The following is a 22704-nucleotide window of genomic DNA, read 5'->3' on the forward strand; positions in this document are numbered from 1 at the left end:
GCGCGCGGTCGTCGTGTCTGGGATCCCAGACTGAACCTCGTCGGGACCCGTGTCCAGCGCGCCGCGGACGGTGTGTGCTGGCGGCATGACCGTCACCACCACTCGCGCCGTCGCCGAGAACCGTGTCGTCGAGGTCGGCGGCGACCCGCTGACCGTCGACGCCGTCGTCGCGGTCGCCCGCCACGGCGCGCAGGTCCACCTCACCGGCCGCGCCCTGGCCGGGATGGCCGCGAGCCGCGCCGTCGTCGAGGACCTCGCCGACGACGCCCGCCCGCACTACGGCGTCTCCACCGGCTTCGGCGCCCTCGCCCGCCGCCACATCCCCACCGACAAGCGGGCGCAGCTGCAGCTCGGGCTGGTGCGCTCGCACGGCGCGGGCAGCGGCCCCGAGGTGGAGCGCGAGGTGGTGCGCGCGCTCCAGCTGCTGCGGCTCGCGACGCTCGCCACCGGCCGCACGGGCGCCCGCCCGGTGGTCGCGGAGACGTACGCGGCGATGCTCAACGCCGGCATCACGCCGGTCGTGCACGAGTACGGGTCGCTCGGGTGCTCCGGCGACCTGGCGCCGCTGGCGCACGTGGCGCTCGCCGCGCTGGGGGAGGGCCCGGTGCGTGTGACGGTATCGGGGGGCGCCGTCGGCGACCTCGTCGACGCCGCCGAGGCGCTCGCGGCGGCCGGCATCGCGCCGCTGGAGCTGCGCGAGAAGGAGGGCCTGGCCCTCATCAACGGCACCGACGGCATGCTCGGGATGCTGTGCCTCGCGCTGGACGACCTGCACCGCCTGCTCGCGACGGCGGACGTCGCCGCGGCGTCGAGCGTCGAGGCGCTGCTCGGCTCGGACGCGCCGTTCGCCGAGGACCTGGTCGGCATGCGGCCGCACCCGGGGCAGGCGGCGTCGGCCGCGAACCTGCGGGCGCTGCTCGCCGGGTCGCCGGTCGTGGCGAGCCACCGGACCTTCGACGCCGACGGCCGCCCGGAGTGCACCCGCGTGCAGGACGCGTACTCGCTGCGCTGCGCGCCGCAGGTGCACGGGGCCGCGCGGGACACCGTCGAGCACGCGACGTCGGTCGCGGGGCGTGAGCTCGCGTCGGCGATCGACAACCCCGTCGTCACGGTGGACGGCCGGGTCGAGTCGAACGGCAACTTCCACGGCGCGCCCGTCGCGTACGTGCTCGACTTCCTCGCGATCGCCGTGGCCGACGTGGCGAGCATGAGCGAGCGGCGCACCGACCGGTTCCTCGACGTCGCGCGCAACGAGGGCCTGCCGGCGTTCCTCGCCGACGACCCGGGCGTCGACTCCGGCCTGATGATCGCCCAGTACACGGCCGCCGGGATCGTCTCGGAGCTCAAGCGGCTGGCCGCGCCGGCGAGCGTCGACTCCATCCCGTCGTCCGCGATGCAGGAGGACCACGTGTCCATGGGCTGGGCCGGCGCACGCAAGCTGCGCCGCGCCGTCGACGGACTGGGCCGCGTGCTCGCCGTCGAGCTCATGACCGCCGCCCGGGCCCTCGACCTGCGCTGCACCCCCGCGACGGGCCTGTCGCCCGCCGCCGGCACCGGCGCCGTCCACGCGCTGCTGCGCGCCGCCGTCCCCGGCCCCGGGCCGGACCGGTTCCTCGCCCCCGAGATCGACGCCGTGACGCGGCTCGTGGCCGACGGCGAGGTCGTCGCCGCCGCGAGCGCCGCCGTCGGCCCGCTCCGCTGACCCTCCCGAACCCCCGAGCCGCTCCCGAAGGAGACGACGATGTCCCACGCCATGTCCTACGACCGGGGGACCCCCGTCCCCGTGCGCGCGCCGCGCGGCACGACGCTCACCGCCCGCAGCTGGCAGACCGAGGCGCCGCTGCGGATGCTCATGAACAACCTCGACCCGGAGGTGGCGGAGCGCCCCGACGACCTGGTCGTCTACGGCGGCACCGGCCGGGCGGCGCGCGACTGGCCGAGCTACCACGCCATCGTCCGCACCCTCACGACGCTGGCCGACGACGAGACGCTGCTCGTCCAGTCCGGGAAGCCGGTGGGCGTGCTGCGCACGCACGAGTGGGCGCCGCGCGTGCTCCTCGCCAACAGCAACCTCGTGGGCGACTGGGCCACGTGGCCGGAGTTCCGGAAGCTCGAGGCGCAGGGCCTCACGATGTACGGCCAGATGACGGCCGGGTCGTGGATCTACATCGGCGCGCAGGGCATCCTCCAGGGCACGTACGAGACGCTCGCGGCCGTCGCCGCCAAGCGGTTCGGCGGCACGCTCGCGGGGACAATCACGCTGACCGGCGGGTGCGGCGGCATGGGCGGCGCGCAGCCGCTGGCCGTCACGCTCAACGGCGGCGTGTGCCTCGTGGTCGACGTCGACCGGTCGCGCCTGGAGCGGCGCGTGCGCGAGCGCTACCTCGACGAGGTGGCCGACGACCTGGACGACGCCGTCCGGCGGGTCGAGGCGGCGAAGGCGGGGCGCCGGGCGCTGTCGGTGGGCGTCGAGGGGAACAGCGCGGAGGTCGTGCCGGAGCTGCTGCGTCGGGGCGTGGCGGTGGACGTCGTCACGGACCAGACGTCGGCGCACGACCCGCTGTCGTACCTGCCGGTGGGGGTCTCCGTCGACGAGTGGCACGACTACGCGGACGCCAAGCCGGAGGAGTTCACCGACCGGGCGCGCGAGTCGATGGCCCGGCACGTGGAGGGCATGGTCGGCTTCCTCGACGCGGGCGCGGAGGTGTTCGACTACGGCAACTCGATCCGCGACGAGGCGCGCCGCGGCGGCTTCGACCGGGCGTTCGACTTCCCGGGCTTCGTCCCCGCCTACATCCGGCCGCTGTTCGCGCAGGGCAAGGGCCCGTTCCGCTGGGCCGCGCTGTCCGGCGACGCGCGTGACATCGCCGCCACCGACAAGGCCGTCCTCGACCTCTTCCCCGACGACGACCACCTGCACCGCTGGATCCGCGCCGCCCAGGAGCGCGTCGCGTTCCAGGGCCTGCCGGCCCGCATCTGCTGGCTCGGCCACGGCGAGCGCGACCGTGCGGGGCTGGCGTTCAACGACCTCGTCGCGTCCGGGGAGGTGAGCGCGCCGGTCGTCATCGGCCGCGACCACCTCGACTCCGGCTCCGTCGCCTCCCCGTACCGGGAGACCGAGGGCATGGCCGACGGCTCCGACGCCATCGCCGACTGGCCGCTGCTCAACGCGCTCACCGCCGCGTCGTCCGGCGCCACCTGGGTGTCGCTGCACCACGGCGGCGGCGTCGGGATGGGGCGGTCCATCCACGCCGGGCAGGTGTCCGTCGCGGACGGCACCGACCTGGCGGCGCAGAAGCTGGCGCGCGTGCTGTCCAACGACCCGGGGCTCGGCGTCCTGCGGCACGTCGACGCCGGGTACGACGACGCCGCGGCCGCGGCGTCGCGGGGCGGGCTCCGCGTGCCGATGCGAGAGTCGTAGGCATGCGCGAGGTGGAGCACCCGGGCGGTTCGCACCCGGCCACGCTGATCCTGGGGATCGGCGAGCTCACGACGAACGCCCCCGAGGCCGTCGGCGTCGACCCGGTGGACGACCCGACGGGCGTGATCCGGGACGCCGCGCTGCTGCTCGACGGCGGGCGCGTGGCCTGGGCGGGCCCGGAGAGCGCGTGCGCCGACGGCGTCGAGGCGGCGCTGGGGCGTGCGCCCGACCGCGTCGTCGGCGTCGAGGGGCGCGCGGTCGTGCCCGGCTTCGTGGACTCGCACAGCCACCTGGTGTTCGCCGGCGACCGGTCGGCGGAGTTCGAGGCGCGCATGGCCGGCCGTCCGTACGCGGCCGGCGGGATCCGCACCACGGTCGCGGCCACGCGCGCGGCGTCGGACGACGAGCTGCGGGCGGTGCTGCGCCGGCACGTCGACCAGGCGCTCGCGCAGGGCACCACGACCCTCGAGACCAAGAGCGGCTACGGGCTGAGCGTCCCCGACGAGGAGCGGGCCGTGCGCCTCGCCCGGGAGGTCACCGACGAGGTGACGTTCCTCGGCGCGCACGTGGTGCCGCCCGAGTTCTCCGACGACCCGGACGGCTACGTCGACCTCGTCGTCGGCGACATGCTCGCCGCGTGCGCCCCGCACGCGCGCTGGGTGGACGTGTTCTGCGAGACCGGCGCGTTCACCCCGGAGCAGTCGCGCCGCGTGCTGGAGGCGGGCGCCGCCGCCGGGCTGGGCGTCCGCGTGCACGCGAACCAGCTCGGGCCGGGCGAGGGCGTGCGCCTCGCCGTCGACCTCGGCGCCGCCGCCGTCGACCACTGCACCTACCTGTCCGACGACGACGTCGCGGCGCTCGCGGCGTCGTGGGGTGGGGAAGCGCAGGGAACCGTCGCGACGCTGCTGCCCGGCGTCGAGTTCTCCACCCGGCAGCCGTACCCCGACGCGCGCCGCCTGCTCGACGCGGGCGCCGTCGTCGCGCTGGCCAGCGACTGCAACCCCGGCTCGTCGTACACGAGCTCGATGCCGCTCATGGTGGCGCTCGCGGTGCGGGAGACGGGCATGACCGTCGCCGAGGCCGTCTGGGCCGCGACCGCGGGCGGCGCCCGTGCGCTGCGTCGCGACGACGTCGGGCACCTCGCGCCCGGCGCCCGCGCCGACGTCGTCGTCCTCGACGCCCCGTCCCGCACGCACCTCGCCTACCGTCCCGGCGTCCCGCTCGTGCACGCGGTGTGGAAGGACGGCCACCCCGCGAGGTAGCACCAGTCCTGCCGAGGTAGTACGCACCTCCGCGAGGTAGTACGAGAATCCGCGAGGTAGCGCCCTGCCCTCAGGATCTGAGGGATGTGCGGTTTTTGTCCGTCCTGCCTCGGCAGGATTGGTACTACTTCGCGGGGTTCGGTACTACCTCGCGGAGGGCGAGGCCCGCGAGCACCTCCAGCACGCAGAGGGCGGCGAGGCGGACGGTGCGGCCGTCGGGGGCGTCGGCGGTCGCGTCCACCTCGGCGAGGTCGACGGAGCGGACGCGCGGGTCGGTGGCGGCCGCGCGGACGAGGGCGCGCAGCTCCCAGGCCGCCAGCCCGCCCGGCACGGACGCGGGGCAGCCGGGGGCGACGGAGCGGTCGCAGACGTCCACGTCGACGTCCAGGTGCACCGGCCCGCCCGCGGCGCCTGCGACGTCCAGGGCCGCGCGGACGACGTCGCCCGGCCCGCCGGGACCTCGCTCGTGGACCTGCCGACGGACCTCGTCGAGCGTCACGACCGTGATGCCCAGGTCGCGCGCCCGGCGGGCGTAGGCCGCCGAGTTGGCGAAGTCCGCGATGCCGATCTGCACGACGCGCGCGGGGTCCAGGCCGGCCTCGATCAGCCGCCGTACGGGCGAGCCGTTGGAGACGCCGTCGCGCAGGTCGTAGTGCGCGTCGACGGTGACCAGGCCGGCGGTCGCGACGTCGTCCCCCCAGGCGCCGAGGGCCACCGGGACCGTGAGCGCGTTGTCCCCGCCCAGCGCGACGACGGCGCGCGCCCCCGCCAGCGCCGCCCCCACCGCGGCTCGCGCGCGGGCCTCGCCGTCCGGCCCGTCCGGCTCGTCGACGTCGCCGTGGTCGACGACGGCCGGCTCGCCCAGGTCGACGGGCGCGCCGTCGGCGCCACGGCTCAGCGCGGGGCTGTACCGGCGCAGCGCGGCGCGCACGGCGGCGGGCGTGGCGTGAGCACCGGTCGGCGACAGCGACGTGCGCCAGGTGGGGACGCCGATCAGGGCCAGGTCGGCAGGGGCCCCGGGCGACGGTGCAGGCCAGGAGCCGGCGCGCGGCCAGAGCGGGTCGGGGGGCAGGGGAGCGGAGGTCACCTGCCGACCGTACGACTCCCATGAGGTGCCTCACACACCCGGGGGACCCCCTGGGCATCGTGGTATCCCGCTGCTATGGTCTGGCATTCGTGGGTTCGATACCTACGTTCGATCACGTCGATCATTCGATCGCCGGATCCGGCCACCTTCGATCGTGCATGGAGCTCCCGTGACCGTCAGCGTCCCCGCGAGGACCGACCTCACCGCGCGTCTCGACGTCGACTTCCGTCGCGTCGCCAGCGCGCTGTGTCGGTGAACCTCCCGCGTCGCTGACCCCAACGGTGACCGTCGTCGACGCCGACGACGCCGCTCCACGACGCGGCCCCGAGCCCGCGTCCCCCGCACCCTCGTGCACCCCCTGATCATCCGGACGACCGCCTGCCGCCGTCGTCCACACCCAGGCGCCCTCGGGCGCCCGAGGCGAAAGGTTCACCTGTGTCTTCCGCAACCAAGGTCCCCGGCGCGCAGCCGCGCGAACGCAAGGGCCTGCGCTTCCCGTCGTTCTCGGTCCAGATCCTGCTGGGCCTCGCGCTGGGCGTGCTGCTCGGCTGGCTGGCGCTGGCCCTCGGCCCGCAGGCCGACGGCGAGACGCCCAACGGCCTGACCACGACGCTCGACACCATCGGCTCGTCGTTCGTCACCCTGCTCAAGGCGATCGTGCCGCCGCTGATCTTCACGGCCATCGTCGCGTCGATCGCGAACCTGCGCTCCGTCACCAACGCGGCCCGCCTGGCCGGCCAGACGCTGCTCTGGTTCGCCATCACCGCCGCGATCTCCGTGGCGATCGGCATCGGCCTGGGCCTCGTGTTCCAGCCGGGTCACAACACGACGCTCACCACGGCGGAGGCGGCCGAGCCGTCCAGCACCGGCACGTGGCTCGACTTCCTCAACGGCCTCATCCCGACCAACGTGCTCGGCCTGGGCGCGAAGACGTCGGTCGAGGCCGGGGCCGACGGCGCGCTGAGCGCCGAGACCGGCATCAGCTTCAACGTGCTGCAGATCCTCGTCGTCGCGCTGGTCATCGGCATCGCCGCGCTGAAGTCGGGCGCCAAGGCCGACCCGTTCCTCGCGTTCAACAAGTCCGCGCTCGCCATCGTGCAGAAGGTGCTGTGGTGGATCATCCGCCTCGCGCCGCTGGGCACGATGGGCCTCATCGGCAACGCCGTCGCCACCTACGGCTGGGAGTCGCTGCGCTCGCTCGCCTCGTTCTCCGTGGCGATCTACGTGGGCCTCGCGCTGGTCCTGTTCGTCGTCTACCCGGTGCTGCTCAAGGCCAACGGCCTCGGCGTCATCGCCTGGTTCAAGGGCGCGTGGCCGGCGATCCAGCTCGCGTTCGTCTCCCGCTCGTCCGTGGGCACGATGCCCGTCACGCAGCGCGTCACCGAGCGGAACCTCGGCGTGCCGAGCGAGTACGCGTCGTTCGCGGTGCCGCTGGGCTCGACGACGAAGATGGACGGTTGCGCCTCGATCTACCCGGCGATCTCCGCGATCTTCGTGGCGCAGATCTTCGGCATCGACCTGTCGCTGACCGACTACCTGCTCATCGCGTTCGTGTCCGTGGTGGGCTCGGCCGCCACCGCGGGCCTCACCGGCGCGATGGTCATGCTGACCCTCACGCTGTCCACGCTGGGCCTGCCGCTGGCGGGCGTGGGCCTGCTCCTCGCCGTCGACCCGATCCTCGACATGGGCCGCACCGCGGTGAACGTCGCCGGGCAGACGCTGGTCCCGACCATCGTCGCCAAGCGCGAGGGCATCCTCGACCTCGAGCAGTACCGCGCCGCGTCGTCGGAGCACCTGTTCGACGAGGACGAGACTGCGCAGGACGACGTGCAGGACGCCGCCGCCCAGGCCGAGACCGCGCAGGACGGCGCCGGCCGCGAGCCGGTGGGCGCCGGCGCGAAGGCCTGACGGCCCGCAGCACGTGACGGAGGCCCGGTGGGGAGGACCCACCGGGCCTCCGGCGCGTTCCGGGCGGGCTACCGGGCGAGGTCGGCGGCGTCGACCAGCCCGGCGCAGGGGACGGCGAGGACGTCGCCGCGGCGGAGGTCGCGCGGCAGCAGCACGACCGGCCCGCCGCGGCCCGGGGCCGGGTGCACGGTGAACGGGCGCCGAGGCTCCGCGGACGCCCGGCCCACGAGCCGCGCCCGGTCGAGCAGGACGGCGCACCCGCCGAGGTCGGCGTCGAGCCAGGCCTGTCGTGCGTCGTCCCCGAGCCGCGGGACGGCGTCCAGCACGCGGGCGAGGACGACCGTCCGCGCCGTGGGGTCGCCCCAGTAGCGGTCGACCCGGGTGACGTCGGCACCCACCGGGACGTAGACGCGCGGCGTCGGGTAGTGCTCGGCGAGCCGGGCCAGGCTGGTGCGGTCGACGAGCACGTCGTCGCCGGTGAGCTCGGTGCCCTCCGGCCACCCCTCGAGCGCGGGGCGGCGGGTGCGGACCAGGGTGGTGAACAGCGTCGTGAGGCTCATGCCTCCGGTCTACTGCGGGGCGGTCCCGCGGGACCCGGACCTCACGGGACGCATACGGGGACGAGCCCGATCCTCACGACTCCCCGCCGTCCGGGTCGAAGCGGTAGCCCATGCCGGACTCGGTGACGAGGTAGCGCGGGGCGGCGGGGTCGGGCTCGAGCTTCTTGCGCAGCTGCGCCACGTACAGCCGCAGGTACCCGGTGTCGGTCACGTGCTCCGACCCCCAGATCTCGGTGAGGAGCGTCTGGCGGGTGACGAGCTTGCCGGGGTTGCGCACCAGCCGCTCGAGCATCTGCCACTCGGTGGGCGTGAGGCGCACGTGCTCCGTCTGCCCGTCACGGGCGCGCGTGACGCTGTGCGCGGAGAGGTCCACCGTGACGTCGCCGAACCGCACCACCGGGTCGGAGTCCTCGTGCGTGACGCGGCGGGTGAGGGCGCGGATCCGGGCCAGGAGCTCCTCGATGGAGAACGGCTTCGTCACGTAGTCGTCCGCGCCGGCGTCGAGCGCCTCGACCTTGTCGGCCGCGCCGGTGCGCCCCGACACCACGAGGATCGGCGCGTCCGACCAGCCGCGGACGGCGTGGATGACGTCGATGCCCTCCAGCTCCGGCATGCCCAGGTCGATCATGAACACGTCGGGCCGGTGGTCGATGGCGCGGGCGATCGCCTGCGTCCCGGTGGTCGCCGTGACGATCTCGTACCCCAGCGCGGTGAGCGTGATCCGCAGGGCGCGCAGGATCTGCGGGTCGTCGTCGGCGATGAGGATCTTCATGGGGCGGTCGCCTCCGGCTGGTCGGGCTGGTCGGGCTGATCGGGTTGATCGAGCTGGTCGGGCTGGTCCTGCGGCGCGGCGACCGCGGCCGGGAGCGCGACCACCATCGTGAGGCCGCCGCCGGGCGTGTCCTCGGGGGTGAGCGTGCCGCCCATGCCCTCGACGAACCCCTTGGACAGCGCGAGGCCGAGCCCCAGGCCGGTCGTGTTGTCGGTGTCGCCGAGCCGCTGGAAGGGCACGAACACGTCCTCGCGCCGGTCGGCGGGGATGCCGGGGCCGTGGTCGACCACCCGGATCTCGACCGTGCCGGCGAACGTGCTGGTCGAGACCCGCACCCGCCGCGCGGAGGGCGAGTGCCGCAGCGCGTTGGCCAGCAGGTTCACCAGCACGCGCTGCAGCAGCACGGAGTCGGCGACGACGCTCGGCGCCGTGAGGTCGAGGTCCAGCTCCACCTCGCCGGGGCCGACGCCGAGCTCGTCGAGCGCGGGCAGCACGACGTCGGCGGTCTCGACGGGCGCGGTCGAGACGGCGAGGACGCCCGCCTCCAGGCGGCTCACGTCGAGCAGGTCGGTGATCAGGGTGGCCAGCGCGGTGAGGCTCTCGTCGGCCGTCACCAGCAGCTCGTCCCGGTCCGCCTCGCTCAGCGCGCCGCGGGCGGAGCGCAGCCCGCTCACGGCGGCGGCGGCGGAGCTCAGCGGGCGGCGCAGGTCGTGGCTCAGCGCGGACAGCAGGGCGCTGCGCACGCGGTCGGACTCGGTGAGCTGGTCCACCTCGCTCGCCACCTCGGCCAGGTCGCTGCGCTCCAGCGCGGCCTGCAGCTGGACCGCGATGACGTTCAGGAGGCGGCGCTCGGAGGCCGCGAGGTCGCCCCCGGACAGCTCGAGGACGGCGCGGTCGCCGACGTCGATCGTCGTGCGCGGGCCCGTGGGGTCGTCCCCGCCGTCCGCGGCCAGCACCGCGCCGCCGGCGACGAGGCGGGCCCCGGTGAGACCGAACGCCTCCCGCGCCCGGCTCACCAGCGCCTGCACGGCGTCCTGCCCGCGCAGCACGCTGCCGGCGACCGTCGCCAGCACCTCCGACTCGGCGGCGGCCCGGTGGGCGGCGCGCGTGGTGCGGGCGGCGCGGTCCACGACGACGCTCACGAGCACGGCCGTGACGACGTAGAGGACGAGGGCGACGACGTGCAGCGGCTCGCCCACGGTGATGGTGTGGATCGGCTCCACGAAGAAGAAGTCGAGCGTGACCCCGGACAGGATCGCGGCATAGACCGCGGGCCCCGCCCCGCCGATCAGCGCCACCACGACGACCAGGAGCTGGTACGACAGCACGTCGGAGACGATCGACTCCTCGCTGCGGACCGACACGAGCCCCCACGTCAGCAAGGGCCCGCCCAGGACGGCGAGCAGGAAGCCGGCCAGGCGGCGCTTCGCCGACAGGGCGCCGCCCATCCGCGGCAGCCGGGTGCGACCGCCCGCGGCGGCGTGGTTGACGATGTGGACGTCGATGTTGCCGGCCTCGCGCGTCACGGTCGCGCCGATGCCGGGCCCGCTGAGGGCGGCGGCGAGGCGGCCGCGGCGGGAGACGCCGATGACGAGCTGCGTCGCGTTGACGCCGCGCGCGAACTCCACGAGCGCCGTGGGGACGTCGTCGCCCACCACCTGGTGGTAGGTGCCGCCGAGCTCCTCGACGAGCATCCGCTGCCGGGCGAGCGCGCCCGGGGTCGCGCCGCGCAGCCCGTCCTGGCTGGTGACGTGGACGGCGAGCAGGTCGCCGCCGGCCGACCGCGCCGCGATCCGTGCCCCGCGCCGCAGGAGCGTCTCGCCCTCGGGCCCGCCGGTGAGCGTCACGACCACGCGTTCGCGGGCCTCCCACGTGGAGTCGATGCCGTGCTCGGTGCGGTAGTGCTGCAGCGCCGCGTCGACCTCGTCGGCCAGCCACAGCAGGGCGAGCTCGCGCAGCGCGGTGAGGTTCCCGAGGCGGAAGTAGTTCGACAGCGCGGCGTCCACGCGTTCGGCCGGGTAGACGACGCCGGAGGAGAGGCGGTCGCGCAGCGCCTGCGGGGCGAGGTCCACGACCTCGATCTGGTCCGCGGCGCGCAGCACGGCGTCGGGGATGGTCTCCTGCTGCGCCACCCCGGTGATCTTCTGGACGACGTCGTTGAGCGACTCGATGTGCTGGATGTTGACGGTCGAGAGGACGTCGATGCCGGCGTCGAGCAGGGCGTCGACGTCCTCCCACCGCTTCGCGTGCGCCAGGCCGGGGGCGTTGGTGTGCGCCAGCTCGTCGACCAGCGCGACGTCCGGCCGCCGCGCGAGGACGGCGTCGAGGTCCAGGTCGGTGAGCTCGACGCCGCGGTGCACGACCGACGCGCGCGGCACGACCTCCAGGCCCGCCGCCATCGCGGCCGTCGCGGCGCGCCCGTGCGTCTCCACGAGCGCGACCACGACGTCCCGGCCGTCGTCGCGCAGCCGCTTGCCCTCCTCGAGCATGGCGTAGGTCTTCCCCACGCCCGGCGCCGCGCCGAGGAGGACGCGCAACCTGCCGCGACCCATGCTCACCTCCCGAGCTCGGCCGTGCTCTCGTCGAGGGCCACGTTGAGCTCCAGCACGTCGACCACGGGCTCCCCGAGGTATCCCAGGGCGCGACCCTCAGTGTGCCTCGCGACGAGGTCCGAGACCTCCTTTTCGGACAGACCGCGGGCGGCGGCGACCCGCGCGACCTGGAGGTCGGCGTACTCGGGGCTGATGTGCGGGTCCAGCCCGGACCCGGACGCGGTGACGGCGTCCGCCGGGACGTCCGCCGGGTCCACGCCCTCGAGCGCGGCCACGGCCGCGCGCCGCTCCCCGATCGCGGCGACGAGGTCGGGGTTCTCGGGGCCGAGGTTCGACCCGGACGACGCGGCGCCGTCCCAGCCGTCGCCCGCGGCCGACGGCCGCGGCTGGACGTACTGCGGCAGGGGCGCCCCTTCCGCGTCCGTGAAGCCCTGGCCGATCAGGGCCGACCCGACGACGGTGCCGTCGCCGTCGTGCACGAGCGAGCCGTCGGCCTGCGCCGGCAGCACGAGCTGCCCGACGCCGGTGATCGCCGCCGTGTAGCCGACGCCGAGCAGCAGGGTGAGGACGATCATCGCCCGGACCGCGACCCCGAGGGTGCGGCCGGTGCTGCGGGTGGTGGCGTTCATGGTGCTGTTCCTTCTTCCTGCTCTGCTCAGAACACTGTGCTGTTCAGAACCCGGGGACGAGGCGGACGACGAGGTCGATGAGCCAGATGCCGACGAACGGCGCGACGATGCCGCCGAGGCCGAAGACCAGGAGGTTGCGCCCGAGGGTCTTCGACGCGTCCATTGGCCGGTACCGCACGCCGCGCAGGGACAGCGGGATGAGCAGCACGATGACGAGCGCGTTGAACACGATCGCGGAGACCACGGCGGACGACGGCGAGCTCAGGCCCATGACGTTGAGCGCCTCGAGGCCGGGGAACACGCCCATGAACATCGCGGGGATGATCGCGAAGTACTTGGCGATGTCGTTCGCGATGGAGAAGGTCGTCAGCGCGCCGCGGGTGATGAGCAGCTGCTTGCCGATGCGGACGACGTCGATGAGCTTGGTGGGGTCGGAGTCGAGGTCGACCATGTTGCCGGCCTCCTTCGCTGCCGACGTGCCCGAGTTCATCGCGACGCCGACGTCGGCCTGCGCGAGGGCGGGGGCGTCGTTGGTGCCGTCCCCCGTCATCGCGACGAGGCTGCCGCCCTCCTGCTCGCGCCGGATGAGCTCCAGCTTGTCCTCCGGCGTGGCCTCGGCGAGGTAGTCGTCGACGCCGGCCTCGGCGGCGATGGCCGCGGCGGTCAGCGGGTTGTCGCCGGTGACCATCACGGTGCGGATGCCCATGGCGCGCAGCTCGGCGAACCGGTCCGCGATGCCCTCCTTGACGACGTCCTTGAGGTGCACGACGCCGAGCACGCGCCCGGCCCCGCCCGGCGCCCGGACCGCCACGACCAGCGGCGTGCCGCCGGACCGTGCGACCCGTTCGACGGCGTCCTCCACCTCCGCGACCACCGGGGCGGCGGGGGCGCCGCCGCCGGCGAGCCAGGCCATGACCGCGCTGCCGGCGCCCTTGCGGATCTGCGTGCCGTCCGGCTCGTCGAGGCCGGACATGCGGGTCTGCGCGGTGAACGGCACGACCTCGCCGGGCACCGCGGTGCTCTCGTGGCTCCCCACGTCCACCCCGGCCCGGACGGCGAGCGCCACGATCGACGCGCCCTCCGGCGTCGGGTCCGCGAGGGACGACAGGGCGGCGGCGCGCACCAGGTCGCGGGCGTCGACGCCGGCCAGCGGCAGGAACTCGCTCGCCTGCCGGTTGCCGTAGGTGATGGTGCCGGTCTTGTCGAGGAGCAGCGTCGTGACGTCGCCGGCGGCCTCGACGGCGCGGCCGGACATCGCGAGCACGTTGCGCTGCACGAGGCGGTCCATCCCGGCGATGCCGATCGCCGAGAGCAGCGCGCCGATCGTCGTCGGGATGAGGCAGACCAGCAGCGCCACCAGCACGGCCACGCTCACCGGGCTCGCCGCGTACGACGCGATCGGGTTCAGGGTGAGCGCGACGACGACGAACACGATCGACAGCGACGCGAGCAGGATGCTCAGCGCGATCTCGTTCGGCGTCTTCTGCCGGCTGGCGCCCTCGACGAGCGCGATCATCCGGTCGACGAACGTCTCGCCCGGCTTCGAGGTGATGCGCACGACGATCCGGTCGGACAGCACCCGCGTGCCGCCGGTGACGGCGGACCGGTCGCCCCCCGACTCGCGGATCACGGGCGCGGACTCGCCGGTGATGGCGGACTCGTCCACGGACGCGATGCCCCGCACGATCTCGCCGTCGCCCGGCACGAGGTCGCCGGCGGCGACCACGACGACGTCGCCGAGGTCCAGGTCGGCCGACGACACGTCGGCGAGCGCGGCGTGCAGGGCCTCGGGGTCGGCCGCGTCGTCGTAGGCGGCGACGCGGTGCGCGACCGTGGCCGTGCGGGTCTGGCGGAGCGTGTCCGCCTGGGCCTTGCCGCGGCCCTCCGCGACCGACTCGGCGAGGTTCGCGAACACGACGGTGAGCCAGAGGAACAGCGCGATCACGGCCGTGAACGAGCCGGGGACGACGGTGCCGCCCGAGGTCACGGGCCCGCCGAGGAACGGCTCGACGACGGCGAGCACGGTGGTCAGCGCAGCGCCGACCCACACGACGAACATCACGGGGTTGCGCCACATCTGGCGCGGGTCGAGCTTGCGGAACGCGCCCGGCAGGGCGGCCCGCACCTGGGCCCAGGTGAAGACCCCGCCCGGCGTGCGGGCGGCCTCCGGTGACGAGGGAGCGGGGGACGACGGGGTATCGATCAGGGTGGTCATGAGTTACACGAGCCCTTCCGCCAGGGGACCCAGCGCGAGAACGGGGAAGTAGGTGAGCGCGGTGAGGATGACGACGACCCCGACGAGCAGCCCGACGAACTGCGGGCGGTGCGTGGGCAGCGTCCCCGCGGTGGCGGGCACCTTGTCCTGCCGGGCGAGCGACCCGGCCAGGGCAAGCACGAGCACGATCGGCACGAAGCGCCCGAGCAGGATCGCGACGCCGAGCGCCGTGTTCATCCAGGGCGTGTTCGCCGTGATGCCGGCGAAGGCCGAGCCGTTGTTGTTGGCCGCGGACGTGAAGGCGTACAGGACCTCGGACATGCCGTGCACACCCGGGTTCCAGATCGTCGTCGAGACGACGCTCTCGCGCACCGCCGGGATCGCGAAGCTGAGCGCGGTGCCCGCCAGCACGAGCGTCGGGGTGACGAGGATGTAGAGGCTGGCGAGCTTGATCTCGCGGGGCCCGATCTTCTTGCCCAGGTACTCGGGCGTGCGGCCCACCAGCAGGCCGGCGACGAACACCGCGATGACGGCCAGCACGAGCATGCCGTAGAGGCCCGACCCGACGCCGCCGGGCGCGACCTCGCCGAGCATCATGTTGAGCATCGGGATCATCCCGCCCAGCGCGGTGAACGAGTCGTGCATCGCGTTCACGGCGCCGGTCGACGTCGTCGTGCTGGTGGTCGCGAAGAGCGTGGTCCCGACGATGCCGAACCGCGCCTCCTTGCCCTCCATGGCGCCGCCCGCGAGCTGCGGGGCGGTGCCGCTCCCGGCGGACTCGAGCGCCGTCAGCGCGGCGAACGACGCCACGAAGATCACGCCCATCGCCGCGAGGATCGCGTACCCCTGCCGCAGGTCGCCCACCATCCGGCCGAACGTGCGCGGCAGCGAGAACGGGACGGCCAGCATGAGGAGCACCTCGACGACGTTCGTCCACGCCGTCGGGTTCTCGAACGGGTGGGCCGAGTTCGCGTTGAAGAACCCGCCGCCGTTGGTGCCGAGCAGCTTGATGGCCTCCTGCGACGCCACCGGCCCGCCGGGGATGCTCTGCGCGCCGCCGGCCACGGTCGTGACGTCGGTGAAGCCGTCGAAGTTCTGCACGACGCCACCGATCATCAGCACCACCGCGCCCACCACCGAGAGCGGCAGCAGGATGCGCAGCGAGCCCCGGACCAGGTCGACCCAGAAGTTGCCGATCGTCCCCGTGCGGCGGTGCGCGAACCCGCGCACCAGCGCCACGGCGACGGCCATGCCGACCGCCGCGGAGACGAAGTTCTGCACCGCGAGCCCGGCGAGCTGCACCGTGTAGCCGACGGTCTGCTCGGGCGAGTACGACTGCCAGTTCGTGTTCCCCACGAACGACGCGGCCGTGTTGAACGACAGGTCCGGCGCGACGGCGGGCAGCCCCAGCGAGTACGGCAGCCACTGCTGCGTGCGCTGCAGGGCGTAGACGAGCAGCAGCCCGACGAGGGAGAAGGTCAGGACGCCGCGCGCGTACGCCTGCCACGTCTGCCCGGAGCGCGGGTCGACGCCCAGCAGCCGGTACAGGCCCCGCTCGACGCGCCAGTCGCGAGGGGTGGTGTACACGGTCGCCATGTAGTCGCCGAACGACCGGTGGACGACCGCGAGGACGAGGGCGACGGTCCCGAGCGCGAGGACCGCCCCGACCCAGCCCATCAGAACTTCTCCGGCTTCACGAGGGCCACCACGAGGTAGACCAGCGCGGCCACGCCGAGAGCGGCGGCGAGGAGCTCGACGACGATCACAGCTTCTCCACCGCCTTCCCGATCCCGGCGACCAGCGCGAACAGGGCGATCACGCCCAGCACGTAGACGACGTCAAGCACCAGCACGTCCCCACTTCGATTCCGACGGCCGGCCTCCGGAGAGGGTCGGGCCGGGCGCCCTTCCCGGGTGCCGACGACGATGCAACACCCGCCGGAAGCCCGTGTACCCCGTCCTCACGGGATCCATACGGCGCCGGGGCGCACCCTGACGGAAGCCCTACGGGCGTGGCCCCGCCACCTCGGAAAAACCGGCGCGTGGCGGCGGTCGGCCGTGCCAGGCTGCCCCGCATGGACTCCGTCGACGACGACACCCGGGCCGCGTGGGCCGTCGCCTCGCGCAAGTACACCGACGAGTACGACGAGCACCTCGCGCAGGCCAGGACCGCCCGGCTGCTGCCCGCGGAGGTCGCCGCGATCGGGGAGCTGGTCCGGGGCGCCGACGTCGTGCACCCGATGAGCGGCCACGGCCTGGACGACGTCGCCCTGGCGCGGCTGGGCGCGCTGTCCGTGCACGGCCTGGACTACAGCCCGGCGCCGGTGGAGAGCGCGCAGCGCCGGGCCGACGAGCTCGGCGTGCCCTGCCGGTACACCCGCGCGACGCTGCCGGACAGCGGCCTCGACGACGCGTGCGCCGACCTCGTCTACACCGGCAAGGGCGCGCTCATCTGGGTCGCGGACCTGCCCGCCTTCCTCGCCGAGGTGCGCCGCCTGCTGCGGCCGGGCGGGCGGTTCTACGTCTACGAGACCCACCCGCTGGTGCCGCTGTGGGCGTGGGACGCCGACGAGCTCCGCGTGCGCCCTGACCGGGGGTACTTCGAGGCGTCGCACGTCAACGACACGTTCCCCGGCCACGGGGCGGTGGAGCGGCAGCGCACGCTCGCCGAGACCGTCATGGACTGCCTGCGCGGCGGGTTCGAGATCGAGCACCTCGAGGAGCACCCCGACCCGTTCTGGCGCCCCGACGGCATCGACGCCGCCGCCTGGGACGGCCGCGTCCCGAACGCGTTCAGCCTGCTGGCGCGCCGGGTCTGAGCGCGACGCTCAGCGCAGGGCGTACGCCGGGACGCTGGTGTCGGTCGCGAACACGTCCGTCATCCACAGCATCGAGCGGTACATCCACCGCGTGGTGAAGGTCCGGTCCCGCATCCGGATGCGCGCGTTCGTCGGCGGTGCCAGGAACGGCCCCGCGTTGCCGGTCCGCGCGACCCGGGTGGGCTTGCGCATCCGCCGGTCGTAGGCCGCGAACGCGGTCTCGTGGTCGCCGCGCGCCGCCACGAGCTCGCCGGCGAGGACGTAGGCGGCGACGAGGGACAGGCCCGTCCCGAAGCCGCCGAGGGTGTTGGCGTGCCCCGAGTCGCCGACCAGCGCGAACCGCCCGCGCGTGAACGACGTCATCCGGGTGCGCGCGAGGGCGTCGAGGTAGAGGTCGTCGGCCCGGCGGACGGCGTCGAGCGCGGCGGGCACGCGCCAGCCGGCGCCGGCGAAGGCGGCCTCGAGGAACGCCCGCTGGGACGCGGCGTCGTGGCGGTCGTACGGTGCCCCGCCGCCCGGCGCGCGGAAGACGAACAGGCTCGGCGCCTTCTGCCCGCCGAGCAGCGCGAGCCGGCCGGGCTCGTTGTACCCGTAGGCGACGGCGCGGCCGTCGGGGCGCCGGGTCTCCAGCCCGTCGAGCGGCGCCGCGGCGTCGGCGACGGCGTAGCAGTACCCGAGCGACTCGACGAGCTGCTCCTCCGGGCCGAACGCGAGCCGCCGCACGGCGGAGTGCACGCCGTCGGCGCCCACCACCAGGTCGAACCGCTCGCTCGGCCGGTGTGCGAACGCGACCTGCACGCCGTCCGTCGTCTCGGTCGCGCCCACGATCTCGTCGCCGAAGACGTACTCGGCGTCGCGGGCGGTGTGCTCGTGCAGGACGGCGGCGAGGTCGCCGCGCAGGACCTCCAGGTCGCCGCCGACGAACTCGCCCGGGATCACGGCGCGGACCCGGTCGCGGGCGTCGACCATGCGCCAGTCGGTCCGCGGGGTCTGGCGGGCGCGCACGTCGTCGAGGATCCCCATGCGGTCCAGGACGTCGCGGTGGGTGCGGCCCTTGAAGTCGACGGCCTGGCCGCCGGGCCGGAGCGCGGGGGCCTTCTCGACGACGGTGACGTCGAAGCCGTTGCGGCCGAGCCAGCGGACGAGCGCGGGCCCGGCGATGCTCGCGCCGGAGACGAGGATCTTCGAGGTGGACATGGACTGCTCCTTCGGTGACCGAGGCTTAATTGCGTCCCAGAGACACAGTAAGCATCCGCGTACGATGGACGCAAATACTTCAGGGCGCGCGAGACCGGCAGCCGCCGGAGGCAGGGGGAGCGATGGGCGCCGACCATCGGGGGGCCGGGACGGGCGCGACGAGTACCGACGACGTCGTCGCGCTGCTGTGGCGGCGCGCGACGCCGGCCCGCCGCGGGCCCAAGCCGCGCTTCAGTGTCGACGGCATCGTGGCCGCGGCCACGGAGATCGCCGACGCCCACGGGCTCGACGCGGTGACGATGCAGGCCGTCGCCGCACGCCTCGGCACCACCAAGATGGCGCTGTACCGCTACGTGCCGGGCCGCGTCGAGCTGGACGCGCTCCTGCTCGACGCCGCGCTCGGGGCCGCGCCGTCCGCGGCGACGGGGGCGGACTGGCGGGCCGCCCTGACGGACTGGGCCGGCAGCGTCCACGCGCGGGCGCTCGCGCGGCCCTGGTCGGTCGAGCTCGCGCAGCGGCCGCACGTGCCCGGCCCCGTCGAGCTCGCCTGGTTCGAGGCCGGCCTTGCGGCGTTCGGGGACCTGCCGCTCACCGGCGCGGAGAGGCTCGACACGCTCGCGCTCCTGGTCGGTCACGTGATGTCCCTCGTGCGCCAGCAGCCGCGCGGCGCGTCGCCGGAGGCCGATCTCACCGCCGGGCTCGGGCCCGTCCTCGCCGAGCACGCGGACGACTACCCGCTCACCGTGGCGGCCTTCTCCGACGCCGAGCCGGGCGACCGCGACGACGCCCTGCGGTTCGGCGTCGCGCGTGTGGTCGCCGGCGTCGCGGCGCTCGCGGCCGAGCGCGCCTGACCGGAGCCGCGACGACGGAGCGCCCGCTCCCCGGGGAGGGCGGGCGCTCGCCGGGAGGCCGGCGGCTCAGGATGCGGCCGGCTCCTCGTGGTCGGTCGGGGTGTGCACGATGTCGTAGTACACGTCGGTGTTCCCCTCCTCGGGGAACACGCGGTAGGTGAACTCCTCGTCGGTGAGCGTGACGATGTCCGAGTCGCGCTCGAACTGCACCTCGCCGGCGTCGTCCTTCGCGACGATGTGGCGGGTCGTGCCCTCCTCGTCGACCGTCCAGTCGCCCTGCATCTTCGGGCTGTCGTCGAGGTCGTACATGGTGAACGTGCCGGCGGCGTCGAAGTACGCCCAGCCGACGAAGGCGCTCACGTCGTCGTCGTCGAGCGGGACGTCGTCACCCTCGGCGTCGGTCGCGCCGGGGGTCTCCCACGCGGTCGACGCGAGCACGTCGGACGGCGTCTGCGCCACGTCGGCCGCCGCGGCCTCCTGTGTGGCGGAGGTCCCGGAACCGGCCGCGGCGTCGGCCTCGCCCGTGCTGCAGGCGGTGAGCGCCCCCAGCGCGATCAGGGCCGAGACGGCGATCGTGGCGGGCTTCGTCGACGTCGTGAGCTTCATGGGGTGTCCTTCCCTCGTGCCCGGGACGGCGGTGGGTGTCCCGGGGTGTCGGTGCGTCGGATCCATCGTGGTTCCGGGCACCGGACCGCCACATCGCCTGCCGGGCTCGCCGGAAGTCAGCCGAACGGATGAGGCGCGACCGGCACGAACCGCAGCAGCGCCCCCGGCGGCAGCTGGCCGAGCAGCCACAGGTGCGTCGACGCCACGGACGCGACCACCGGGTAGCCGCCGGTGAGCGGGTGGTCGACGCCGAACAGCACCGGCAGGCCGTCCGGCGGCACCTGCAGCGCGCCGGTCACGCAGCCCTCGCTGGGCAGCTCGCGCCCCTGCGCGTCGGCCGCCCGGGTCAGGGGCGCTCCGTCCAGCCGCAGCCCCACCCGGTCCGAACGGTCGGTCACCCGCCACTCCTGGTCGACGAGCGCGGCGGGGTCCGCGAACCAGTCGTCGTGCGGGCCGAGCACGACGGGGAGCGTCGTGACCTCGCCCGGCGCGGGCAGCGCCGCGACGTCCGGCGCCCCGACGTCGTCCACCGCCACCGCCAGGACGTGGTGAGCAAGACTCCGGGGACTCTTCGGTCGCGAACAGGCCCCGAGATCGCGCTCACCACGCAGGGGGGTGCCGGGGGCGAGGGGGGCGGGGCCCAGGTGGGCGAGGGTGTCGGTGGCGCGGGAGCCGAGGACGGGCGTCGCGGCGACGCCTCCGCGGACGGCGACGTACGTCCGCCGGCCGCGGGCGGGGGCGGCCAGCGCGAGCTCGTCGCCGGCGCGCAGGCGGAACGCCCGTGCCAGGGGCGCGCGGCGGGCGTCGTCCGGGTCGCCGCCGCGGTGCACGACGGCGTCCGCGTCCGCCCCGGCGAGCGCGACGACGGCGTCGGTGCGGGCGCGCAGCCGCAGCCCGCCGCCCACGGCCTCGACGGCGGCCGCCCCGGCCGGGTTGCCCACCGCGCGGTTCGCGGCGCGCAGGCTGCGCGGGTCGGCCGCGCCGGACGCGGACACGCCGAGGTGCGCCAGCCCGGGTCGGCCGAGGTCCTGCACCAGCGCCTGCAGCCCGGGCGTCACGACCTCCAGCACCTCCAGACCCCTGCCCGACGTCGTGGGCCCGGCAGTCTCGGTTCGCGGCGGCAGCTCGGACTGCCGCGCCGGGCCCGAACTGCCGTCGTGAGCGAGCCCGGCGCCGCGGGCCGCCGCGCGCACGGCCGTGAACCGCACCCGGTCGCCGGGGGCCCACGGGGTGGGAGGGTCGCGGTCGGCGTCCCAGGTGACGACGTCGGTCCGACCGACGAGCTGCCACCCGCCCGGGCTGGAGCGCGGGTAGACGCCCGAGTACGGCCCGGCGAGCGCCACCGAGCCCGCGGGCACCCGGGTGCGCGGCGACTCCCGCCGCGGCACGACCAGCGTCTCGTCGTCCCCGGTCAGGTACGCGAACCCGGGGGCGAAGCCGACGAAGCCCACCACCCACGACGCCCCCGCGTGCCGCCGCACCACCTCCTCCGGGCTGCACGCGAGCAGGCGTGCGACGTCGGCCAGGTCCTCGCCGTCGTACACGGTGGGGATCTCGACGAGCCTTGCTCCCGCAGGCTCCCCGGCCCTCTCGTCGGCGGCGCGGCCGGCCGTGGCCGCCCGCGCGCGCAGCTCGTCCGCGAGACGGGCCGCGGGCAGCCGCCACGGGTCGAACGGCACCAGCAGCGTGCGCGCGCCGGGCACGGGCTGCCCGACGCCCGTCACGGGGTCGTCGCGCAGGGACGCGTGGAGCGCCAGGGCCTGCGCGAGGTCGTCGACCTCGACGAGCAGGGCGTCGTCGCGCACGGGCAGGACACGCACGGAGAAGACACGCACGAGCGGGACGCGCTCAGGCCCGCCCACGCTCAGGCCCTCGACGTCGCCGGGGCGAACGCGGCGAGGGTGACGCCCGCGTCGTCGAACGCCGCGCGTACCCGGCGGGCCATCGCGACCGCGCCGGGCGTGTCGCCGTGCACGCACACGGAGTCGGCGGCCACGCGCACCACGCTGCCGTCGACGGCCTCGACCACGCCCTCGGTGACGAGCCGCAGCATCCGCCGGGCCACGACGTCCGGGTCGTGCAGGACGGCGCCCGGCTCGCCGCGGGGCACCAGCGTGCCGGCAGGCGTGTAGGCGCGGTCGGCGAACGCCTCCGCCGCGGTGGCCAGGCCCGCGGCCTCGGCGGCGGCGAGGGAGAGGGTGCCGGGCAGCCCGAGCAGCACGAGGGACGGGTCGACGGAGGCGAGGGCGGCGGCGACGTCGTCCGCCACGCGCCGGTCCACGGCCGCCCGGTTGTACAGGGCGCCGTGCGGCTTCACGTAGGTGACGCGGGTGCCCTCGGCGGCGGCGAGAGCCTGCAGCGCGCCGACCTGGTAGACGACGTCGGCCTGCAGCTCGGCCGACGGGACGTCGATGTCGCGGCGCCCGAAGCCCGCGAGGTCGCGGTAGCCGACGTGCGCCCCGACGGCGACGCCGCGGGCGGCGGCCAGGCCCACCGTGCGACGGATCGACGCCGGGTCGCCGGCGTGGAAGCCGCACGCCACGTTCGCCGACGAGACGACGTCGAGCATCGCCTCGTCGTCGCCGAGGGTCCAGCGCCCGAACCCCTCGCCGAGGTCGCTGTTGAGGTCGACGGTGGTCATGCGTCCAGTCTGCCGCGCGACGTCCCCTGCGGGCGGGGGCGTATCAGGGCGCTCCGGTCATGGTGTGCGGATGAGCGTCGCGTGAACTCTCGTCGCAGGGGTGGCAGGAGCGTGGCGCGTGCCGCACAGTGAAGGGACGGTCCTGTCGCCTGTGTCACACGACGACGCCGAGGTGTGGCAGGATC

Annotated in this window: 18 protein-coding genes; 6 read left to right on the plus strand and 12 right to left on the minus strand. The window is 75.0% G+C overall.

The window, feature by feature from the left end:
• Positions 1–85 precede the first annotated feature (85 nt).
• The 3 genes from hutH to hutI are packed head-to-tail and all read left to right on the plus strand — an operon-like array spanning position 86 to position 4683.
• The gene (gene hutH, locus ACFCZN_RS17480; RefSeq protein WP_430557591.1) at positions 86–1702 is read left to right on the plus strand and encodes a histidine ammonia-lyase; all 1617 of its coding nucleotides are present in this window, start codon (positions 86–88) and stop codon (positions 1700–1702) included.
• 39 nt (positions 1703–1741) lie between these two features.
• A complete protein-coding gene (gene hutU / locus ACFCZN_RS17485; protein ID WP_430557592.1) occupies positions 1742–3421 on the plus strand; it encodes a urocanate hydratase in 1680 nt (559 codons plus the stop codon).
• 2 nt (positions 3422–3423) lie between these two features.
• Positions 3424–4683 (plus strand): imidazolonepropionase, encoded by a 1260-nt coding sequence (gene hutI / locus ACFCZN_RS17490; protein ID WP_430557593.1) that lies wholly within the window; start codon positions 3424–3426, stop codon positions 4681–4683.
• Between the two features lie 124 nt (positions 4684–4807).
• On the opposite strand, the gene ACFCZN_RS17495 is transcribed toward hutI, so the two are convergent.
• On the minus strand, positions 4808–5770 hold the full coding sequence (locus ACFCZN_RS17495; RefSeq protein WP_430557594.1) for an arginase family protein: 963 nt from the start codon (positions 5768–5770) through the stop codon (positions 4808–4810).
• A gap of 435 nt (positions 5771–6205) precedes the next feature.
• Here ACFCZN_RS17495 and ACFCZN_RS17500 point away from each other — a divergent pair, with 435 nt between their 5' ends.
• Positions 6206–7678 (plus strand): dicarboxylate/amino acid:cation symporter, encoded by a 1473-nt coding sequence (locus tag ACFCZN_RS17500; protein ID WP_430557595.1) that lies wholly within the window; start codon positions 6206–6208, stop codon positions 7676–7678.
• Positions 7679–7746: 68 nt separating this feature from the next.
• Here the strand turns inward: ACFCZN_RS17500 and ACFCZN_RS17505 are convergent, their stop codons facing one another.
• The 7 genes from ACFCZN_RS17505 to ACFCZN_RS17535 all read right to left on the minus strand — a co-directional run bounded on the left by ACFCZN_RS17505 (position 7747) and on the right by ACFCZN_RS17535 (position 16172).
• The gene (locus ACFCZN_RS17505; RefSeq protein WP_429765287.1) at positions 7747–8238 is read right to left on the minus strand and encodes a hypothetical protein; all 492 of its coding nucleotides are present in this window, start codon (positions 8236–8238) and stop codon (positions 7747–7749) included.
• A 73-nt stretch (positions 8239–8311) separates the two neighbouring features.
• Positions 8312–9010 carry a response regulator gene (locus tag ACFCZN_RS17510; protein WP_430557596.1) on the minus strand — a complete coding sequence of 233 codons (699 nt, stop codon included), beginning with the start codon at positions 9008–9010 and terminating at the stop codon, positions 8312–8314.
• Positions 9007–11562, minus strand: coding sequence for an ATP-binding protein (locus tag ACFCZN_RS17515; RefSeq protein WP_430557597.1), 2556 nt, complete (start codon positions 11560–11562; stop codon positions 9007–9009). The genes ACFCZN_RS17510 and ACFCZN_RS17515 overlap by 4 nt, the downstream gene beginning before the upstream one ends.
• A 2-nt stretch (positions 11563–11564) precedes the next feature.
• A complete protein-coding gene (gene kdpC / locus ACFCZN_RS17520; RefSeq protein ID WP_430557598.1) occupies positions 11565–12191 on the minus strand; it encodes a K(+)-transporting ATPase subunit C in 627 nt (208 codons plus the stop codon).
• A gap of 43 nt (positions 12192–12234) precedes the next feature.
• Positions 12235–14406 carry a potassium-transporting ATPase subunit KdpB gene (kdpB, locus tag ACFCZN_RS17525; protein ID WP_429765293.1) on the minus strand — a complete coding sequence of 724 codons (2172 nt, stop codon included), beginning with the start codon at positions 14404–14406 and terminating at the stop codon, positions 12235–12237.
• A 3-nt stretch (positions 14407–14409) separates the two neighbouring features.
• Positions 14410–16083 carry a potassium-transporting ATPase subunit KdpA gene (gene kdpA / locus ACFCZN_RS17530; protein ID WP_430557599.1) on the minus strand — a complete coding sequence of 558 codons (1674 nt, stop codon included), beginning with the start codon at positions 16081–16083 and terminating at the stop codon, positions 14410–14412.
• Positions 16083–16172: a potassium-transporting ATPase subunit F gene (locus tag ACFCZN_RS17535; RefSeq protein WP_429734823.1), complete on the minus strand. Its 90-nt coding sequence runs from the start codon at positions 16170–16172 to the stop codon at positions 16083–16085. Before ACFCZN_RS17535 ends, kdpA begins: the two co-directional genes overlap by 1 nt.
• Positions 16173–16480: 308 nt before the next feature.
• Between ACFCZN_RS17535 and ACFCZN_RS17540 the strand changes: the two genes are divergently transcribed.
• Positions 16481–17224: a class I SAM-dependent methyltransferase gene (locus ACFCZN_RS17540; RefSeq protein ID WP_430557600.1), complete on the plus strand. Its 744-nt coding sequence runs from the start codon at positions 16481–16483 to the stop codon at positions 17222–17224.
• 9 nt (positions 17225–17233) lie between these two features.
• On the opposite strand, the gene ACFCZN_RS17545 is transcribed toward ACFCZN_RS17540, so the two are convergent.
• A complete protein-coding gene (locus ACFCZN_RS17545; RefSeq protein WP_430557601.1) occupies positions 17234–18421 on the minus strand; it encodes an FAD-dependent monooxygenase in 1188 nt (395 codons plus the stop codon).
• A gap of 122 nt (positions 18422–18543) precedes the next feature.
• On the opposite strand from ACFCZN_RS17545, the gene ACFCZN_RS17550 reads away from it, so the two are divergent.
• On the plus strand, positions 18544–19272 hold the full coding sequence (locus tag ACFCZN_RS17550; protein ID WP_430557602.1) for a TetR/AcrR family transcriptional regulator: 729 nt from the start codon (positions 18544–18546) through the stop codon (positions 19270–19272).
• A 66-nt stretch (positions 19273–19338) separates the two neighbouring features.
• Here the strand turns inward: ACFCZN_RS17550 and ACFCZN_RS17555 are convergent, their stop codons facing one another.
• The 3 genes from ACFCZN_RS17555 to ACFCZN_RS17565 form a co-directional block, all read right to left on the minus strand.
• On the minus strand, positions 19339–19878 hold the full coding sequence (locus tag ACFCZN_RS17555) for a DUF4822 domain-containing protein (protein ID WP_430557603.1): 540 nt from the start codon (positions 19876–19878) through the stop codon (positions 19339–19341).
• Between the two features lie 116 nt (positions 19879–19994).
• Positions 19995–21740 carry a carboxyltransferase domain-containing protein gene (locus ACFCZN_RS17560; protein ID WP_430557604.1) on the minus strand — a complete coding sequence of 582 codons (1746 nt, stop codon included), beginning with the start codon at positions 21738–21740 and terminating at the stop codon, positions 19995–19997.
• A 2-nt stretch (positions 21741–21742) separates the two neighbouring features.
• Positions 21743–22519, minus strand: a complete 777-nt coding sequence (locus tag ACFCZN_RS17565) for a LamB/YcsF family protein (RefSeq protein ID WP_429765305.1) — start codon at positions 22517–22519, stop codon at positions 21743–21745.
• Positions 22520–22704: the final 185 nt, after the last annotated feature.

It is taken from the genome of Isoptericola sp. NPDC056134 (assembly GCF_042264825.1).
GTDB lineage: Bacteria > Actinomycetota > Actinomycetes > Actinomycetales > Cellulomonadaceae > Isoptericola > Isoptericola nanjingensis.